3 protein-coding genes are annotated in these 2,349 nt (G+C 65.8%); all 3 read right to left on the reverse strand.

The features are described 5' to 3' along the window. Positions 1-400: ArsC/Spx/MgsR family protein (locus LO50_RS21905; RefSeq protein ID WP_044316360.1), on the reverse strand; the 400-nt coding region annotated here is incomplete at its 3' end. Positions 401-410: 10 nt separating this feature from the next. Further along, positions 411-689, reverse strand: a complete 279-nt coding sequence (locus LO50_RS21910; RefSeq protein WP_014596147.1) for a 4Fe-4S binding protein — start codon at positions 687-689, stop codon at positions 411-413. 11 nt (positions 690-700) lie between these two features. Further along, the gene (nifB, locus tag LO50_RS21915) at positions 701-2,218 is read right to left on the reverse strand and encodes a nitrogenase cofactor biosynthesis protein NifB (protein WP_020307274.1); all 1,518 of its coding nucleotides are present in this window, start codon (positions 2,216-2,218) and stop codon (positions 701-703) included. Positions 2,219-2,349 lie beyond the last annotated feature (131 nt).

Here is a 2,349-nt window from a genome sequence, read left to right on the forward strand (position 1 = left end):
TGCCCAGCGAACAGCCGCTGATGCTCGGTGCCAGCGCTGGCAGCCGGCCTTTGCACGGCAGCCAGGCATTGATGCCGACCAGGTCGAAGTCGACCATGTAGTGCATACCGCAGCGGATCAGCGGGCGGCGGATCAACAGCGGCTGGGCCACCATCAGCTCCAGTGCCTGTTCGGCGCTCAGTTCGCTGACATCCAGCTCGCCGTACTTGATCGCCGGGGCCGACGGGTTGAACCACTCGGCCACCGGCAGCCGGCCGAAGAACGGCCGCAGGCGTTCCGGCGTCCAGGCCTCGCGCAGCAGGTCGCGCACTTCCAGCTCGATGCCCGCCGAACGCAGCAGCTCCTTCTGCAGGCGGTTGGTGGCGCAACCGGGCTTCTCGTAGAAGATGATGCAGGACATGGCAACCTCCTCAACGGGCCTGGATGGTACGCATGGCCTCGGCCAGCCGCTCCGGCGGAATGCCGGTCAGCGAGCCGGCCGGGTTGGCCGGGCTGCCGTCGGCGAGCAGGATCGCGCCTTCGATGGGGCAGATGCTCGCGCACTGTTGCTCGGCGTAGTCGCCATCGCATTCGGTGCACTTGTGCGCGCTGATGCGGAAGTACGCAGTGCCGGGGCTGATTGCCTCGCTCGGACAGACATCCACGCAGGCCCAGCAGTTGACGCAGGATTCGACGATTTGCAGTGCCATGCTCCACCTCCTCATGCCATCAGGCATTGCTCCGCTGCGCCCACCGACGCATCGAGACGGCCGTTGGCGATCATTTCCTGGTACACCGCCAGCACCGCTTCCTCGATGGGCTCCATGGCGTGCTCGCCATTGGGCTGGATGCCGGCGGCTTCCAGCTCGCCCCAGGGTTCGAAACCGATCTTCGAGCAGAGCACCGCCTCGCAGCCCTTGAGCGCGCGGATGCTGCCCGACAGCGCACTTTCCTTGTCGCCGCAGCTGTCGTTGCCGACGCAGTACTGCTCGACCTTGCGGTGGCCGATGAAGCGCACCCCGGCCGGCGAGGCCTCGTAGACGAGGAATTCGCGGGCATGGCCGAAGTGCTGGTTGACCAGGCCGCCGCCGCTGGTGGCCACGGCCATCAGTACCGGGCGATGGCCCTTGTCCACTGTGCCGGTGAGCTGCGCAGCGCTGGGGGTGGCCAGGCGCGCCTTCTTCGCCGCGCGTTCGTCCAGCTCCTCCTTGATCGCCGCGTGGATGGCGGCGCGCTTGACCATCGCCGCCTCGTAGTCGACGTCCATGCTCTCGATCTTGTCGAGGGTGAACTCGTCGCCGCGGTCCTCGCCGAGCAGGCCCACCGCGTCGGCGCGGCACTGGCGGCAGTGGCGCATCATGTTCATGTCGCCGGCACAGGCGTCCTGCAGGTCCTGCAGTTCCTCCGGCTCCGGGCTGCGCTGGCCCATCACGCCATAGAAGGTGCCGTGCTCGGCCTCGGCGATCAGCGGCATGACGTTGTGCAGGAAGGCGCCCTTGGCCTTGACGATGCGGCTGACCTCTTTCAGGTGCTCATCGTTGACGCCGGGGATCAGCACCGAGTTGACCTTCACCAGGATGCCACGCTCGACCAGCATCTCCAGGCCCTTCTGCTGCCGTTCGATGAGGATCTTGGCCGCCTTGCGCCCACGGATGCGCTTGTTGTTCCAGTAGATCCAGGGGTAGATCTCGGCGCCGATGTCCGGGTCCACGCAGTTGATGGTGATGGTCACGTGGTCGATGTTGTGCTTGGCCAGCTCGTCGACGCAGTCGGGCAGGGCCAGGCCGTTGGTGGAGACGCACAGCTTGATGTCCGGCGCCTGCTCGGACAGCATGCGAAAGGTCTCGAAGGTGCGCTGCGGGTTGGCCAGCGGGTCGCCCGGGCCGGCGATGCCGAGCACGGTCATCTGCGGGATGGTCGCCGCCACCGCCTTGACCTTCTTCACCGCTTGCACCGGCTCCAGCAGCTCGGACACCACGCCCGGGCGCGATTCGTTGGCGCAGTCGTACTTGCGGTTGCAGTAGTGGCACTGGATGTTGCAGGCCGGCGCCACCGCCACATGCATGCGCGCGAAGTAGTGGTGCGCCTCCTCGGAGTAGCAGGGGTGGTTGTGCACTTTCTCGCGGATGTGCTCGGGCAGGTGCGCGAGCTGGTCATCCGAGCTGCCACAGGAACCCGCTGAACAACCGCCCCCGGCGGTTGGCCCGGCCTCGCTCTGGCCCAGTACGTTCAGTTCCATGTTCGGTCTCCGAATAGAGGTCTGTCCCCGGTACCTGCAGCAAGGCTTGTGCCTGTTTTCAAATCATTGTTTCAGAACGAATTTTTCAGAAAGCGGGCGGAATTCGTTGTTTCGCAACGAACAAAGTGGCG

This window comes from Stutzerimonas stutzeri (assembly GCF_000935215.1).
Classification (GTDB): domain Bacteria; phylum Pseudomonadota; class Gammaproteobacteria; order Pseudomonadales; family Pseudomonadaceae; genus Stutzerimonas.